This window comes from Streptomyces blattellae (assembly GCF_009709555.1).
GTDB lineage: Bacteria > Actinomycetota > Actinomycetes > Streptomycetales > Streptomycetaceae > Streptomyces > Streptomyces blattellae.
On the sequence record NZ_WJBG01000184.1, the window covers coordinates 1 to 3654 of the forward strand.

General features: G+C 69.6%; 7 protein-coding genes. All 7 read right to left on the reverse strand.

The window, feature by feature from the left end:
- Positions 1-116: 116 nt before the first annotated feature.
- On the reverse strand, positions 117-968 hold the full coding sequence (locus GFH49_RS24345; RefSeq protein WP_155058218.1) for a helix-turn-helix domain-containing protein: 852 nt from the start codon (positions 966-968) through the stop codon (positions 117-119).
- 12 nt (positions 969-980) lie between these two features.
- The gene (locus GFH49_RS24350) at positions 981-1505 is read right to left on the reverse strand and encodes a DUF6879 family protein (RefSeq protein ID WP_155058219.1); all 525 of its coding nucleotides are present in this window, start codon (positions 1503-1505) and stop codon (positions 981-983) included.
- A 617-nt stretch (positions 1506-2122) separates the two neighbouring features.
- Positions 2123-2380, reverse strand: coding sequence for a hypothetical protein (locus tag GFH49_RS24355; protein WP_155056179.1), 258 nt, complete (start codon positions 2378-2380; stop codon positions 2123-2125).
- Positions 2377-2643 carry a hypothetical protein gene (locus GFH49_RS24360; RefSeq protein ID WP_155056178.1) on the reverse strand — a complete coding sequence of 89 codons (267 nt, stop codon included), beginning with the start codon at positions 2641-2643 and terminating at the stop codon, positions 2377-2379. The genes GFH49_RS24355 and GFH49_RS24360 overlap by 4 nt, the downstream gene beginning before the upstream one ends.
- The gene (locus tag GFH49_RS24365; protein ID WP_155056177.1) at positions 2640-2891 is read right to left on the reverse strand and encodes a hypothetical protein; all 252 of its coding nucleotides are present in this window, start codon (positions 2889-2891) and stop codon (positions 2640-2642) included. Before GFH49_RS24365 ends, GFH49_RS24360 begins: the two co-directional genes overlap by 4 nt.
- A gap of 88 nt (positions 2892-2979) precedes the next feature.
- The gene (locus GFH49_RS24370; RefSeq protein ID WP_155056176.1) at positions 2980-3279 is read right to left on the reverse strand and encodes a hypothetical protein; all 300 of its coding nucleotides are present in this window, start codon (positions 3277-3279) and stop codon (positions 2980-2982) included.
- A gap of 37 nt (positions 3280-3316) precedes the next feature.
- A partial coding sequence (locus tag GFH49_RS39480) for a hypothetical protein (RefSeq protein ID WP_196218109.1) occupies positions 3317-3654 on the reverse strand: 338 nt, incomplete at its 5' end.

The following is a 3654-nucleotide window of genomic DNA, read 5'->3' on the forward strand; positions in this document are numbered from 1 at the left end:
ACCGGCACTTCGCTACCGGCCGTCGTCTCCTGGGCTCTCTCGGTAGTTGCCATGACCAGCACGCTAGGGACGCCGGAGGAACCAACCCAAGGAAGTTCCACGGAGTTCCACACGGATCACTCCAGGGCGTCGATGGCGGATGTGATCAAGGCCCTTGCATCGGCTCCGTAGACCGCCAGGCGGGAGAACTCCCCGAACGCCTTCAGGTACTGGCGTACCTCCGTCGGGGCGGTCACGTTCACACGGGCCGTCAACAACTCCGCTTCCGCCTGTTCTTCGTCGTACACGGTGAACGTTTCGATCATCCACATGCGCCGTTCTGCGGAGAACGGGATCACCCCCAGTGAGACCGACGGGAACGCCATGGCGGACAGCAGGTATCCCAACTGGCCCGCCATCGTCTCCGCGTCGCCCACACGGTGCCGGAGGACCGACTCCTCCAGGACCAGGGCGAACCGGTGGTCTCCCTCCCGCACGACGCGCGCCGACCGGGCCAACCGGGCCTCCACGGCGTCCGCCACGTCGTCCGGCGTCTCGTGAAACTGACTGATGGACCGCAGTAGGGCCGTGGCGTACTCGTGTGTCTGGAGGACGCCGGGGACGACGTTGGCGCAGTAGGTCCGGAACACCCGCGTGCGCTCGTACAGGGAGACGTACGACTCCTGAAGCCTGCGCAGACCCGTGCGCTGGACCCGCCGCCACTCCACATACATGTTGTCGGCCGACCGGGCCGCCGCGATCAGGTCGGCGGCCTGGTCCTCCGCCTGGCACGCTGCGCACCAACGGCGTATGTCGTCGTCCGATGGCGGGGTCACGGCGTTCTCCAGCCGGGACACCTTGGACTTGTACCAACCGGCCCTCTTGGCCAGGGCATGGCCGGTCAGGCCCGCGTCCCTCCGGATCTCCCGGAGCCGGTCGGCAACCGCCTTACGGGCAGCCTGGACGCTTGATGACGGGGACGCGGGCATGTGCTGATCGGTCTATCGGATCTTGTAGTCCTCGTGCGGCGTAGCACGCTCCCATACGGCATCGAATGCCGACGCGCACAGCTTCGCCACCTCGGGACGCTCGTCCAACTCCGGCCCGGCCGAACCGCCCTCACCTGTGAAGTGGTTCCACATGATTACGCGACCGTCAAAGAGCCAGAAGTCATTTCCGGGGAGCGCAATGTCCGACGCACTCCGGCGCGGGAGCCACCGGACCAGTTCCCCGGCCGCCACGTTCTGGTACGTGCAGGCGTGTTCGTAACGGATGTACTCACTCACCGGCTCAGACACGATGCGGGCCCGGCGGAACACCACCCCTCGGGCCGTCGCGTCACGGACCCAAGTGTGGAAGTCGTTCCACCACGTAGCCGGGTCCGGATCGGGCCGCCAGCCGGAGCGCCACCGCTCGAACTCGGACGCCTCCTCCCCAATCCCGTAGGAGTCCCGCATCTCCAGGTGAACGGCTGAGTGATGCGTCTTGGCGAGTAGGTCAGTGAACGCCAAGTCGGTCTGCGACATCACATGCCTCCCTCAGTGCGGGCACCATGCGGATGGGCAGTCGTACCACTGCCTCCGTCTCCGGGATCGGGCCCGTCTCCCGGCACTGGGCCAAGAGCGCTTCCCCGGCCTTCCAGCCCTGAATGACGATCTCCTCCGCTTCGTCGTCCACCCAAGCCGTGGGGCACTGCGTCCCGTTGGTGTTCGGGTCCTTTGCGATGAACCGTAGCGCCATGACTGGCTCCGCCCTCCTGTGGGTTCTATGACGTTCCACGACCATCACCCGGCGGGCCGAGGCCGTCAAGGGCGTCTAGAGCCAGGGAAGTTGGCGAGCGTAATCACTCTGGGTTGACGGCCGGCTGAGCGCTCCGTAACCGGCTCCGGGTACGCCCAAGGGCCCCGATCAGCCCCACGCGGGGACGGATCGGGGCCCTTGGGGTGTCCAGCGAAAGCCCTGTTATGGCCCACTCCGGCGTGTGGTCCGGAGCGGCATCCACCCAGGTCAGAAGCCACGTGTGGCGGCCGTTCAGGTCGCTCACAGACCTTGGAACCCGTACAGAGACAGGGCCGCTATCACGCTTCGATGTCCCGGCCGCCCTGGAGGGGGGTATCCCCCAGGTCCCACGGGGTCGTCCGGCTCATGCGAGCCAGGCCACGGCCCCACTCGGCCGGACGGTGCCGCCGGTCCGCACGTCACGCGGGACACGGCTGGCCAGCTCGGCCGGGTCCTGGCTCTCCGGCCGGGCCGTCGGGTCCAGCCCGCCACGGCCCACACGGACAGCCGTGGACATGGACGCCGTGGCGGGGTCCGGGCCGTCGGTATGCGTGGCACCCAGCCGGGCCACGACTTCAGCGGCCACGGCGGCCACCCGTTCGTTGGTTCGCTGATGACTCACGCGGTCACTCCCTTGGGGTCGGCCGTACCCCGGCCGTGGCGGACGAACCCGGGAACGTGGGCTCCACGCGGGTCCTTGAAGACGTGGGCACACAGGCCCCGGAACTCCGTGCTGGTGATGGCGGCCACCAGCTCCGGGCGCTCCACGGCCAGGGCCGCCAGGATGCGGGCCCGGTGCGTCAGGGCCGTGACCGACGGGTCCCGGTGAGCCTGTAGCCAACTCAGCACTTCCCGGCGGGTGTTGGCCGGTGACCGGTACGTCATCGGGCGGCCCCCATCTCCAGCTCCTCCGGTCGCAATGGGTTCTCCATGTGGCCCGCCCGGTACCGGGCGTCCGCCGCGTCCACGTCCGCCAGGTCCAGGCCCAACACCGGGGCCAGCTTGCGGACCTCATCCACGGAGCCGGACCGGGGCGTCCACCCCTCCGCCAGGTGGTTGGCGACGGCCACGGCGACACGGCCCGTGGCGTCCTCCCGGTCCGTCTGCTCCGGGAGCCAGGCAACAAAGTTCACGTCAGCCTCCAGGGCCTCTCTGGGGGCCCGCCAGGGCCCAGGCAGGGGAAGGGGGCCCGGCCCTGTCGCCAGGCCCCCAGGTGGGCGTTCACGCCTTGGAGGTGGCGTCCCGAAGGGCGGAGACCAGCCACTCCCCCGTTACGCGCGGGTCCGTGGACTGCGCCACGTGGAGGATCGCGCCCCACTCGCTTCCGTCGGTCACGTCGTCGTTGGCGTACTTCAGTCCCGCCGGGGCCTCCACGTCGCCCAGCTCCAGGGACAGGTACTCCGCGCGGGCCCTGACGGCCGCGAACCGCTGGTACGCGCGTTCGGCCTCCACGGCCAGCTCCGCCATGCGGGCGTGTTCGCCCTCCAGGGCCTTCACCAGGGCGTCCCGCTCCTCCGCCATGACGCCGGGTCCGTCTCCATGGCGTCGTACTGGGCCCTCAGCTCCCGGGTCCGGTCTGGGCCGCCTGGAGGGCCAGGAGTTTGTCCTCCCGCTGGGCCAGGTCGTCCACGCGCTTGTACGCCTTGGGGGCCGGGCCGCCCGCCAGGTGGGCCGCGTGAGCCTCCCGCCGCTCCCGCTCCTGGCGTTCGTCGGCCGTCCGCAACTCCCGGAACTCCTCCCGGAGACGGCTCACCACGTCCAGGCCCTCCCGGAGGGCCGCATAGGCGTCATGGACCCGCTTGGGGGCCGTCGGCTCATGCCACACGATGGTCACCACCGGCCAGTTGTCCACGGTCGTCCGTGCGCGGTCGTCCAGGGCGTCATGGGGGTTGATCG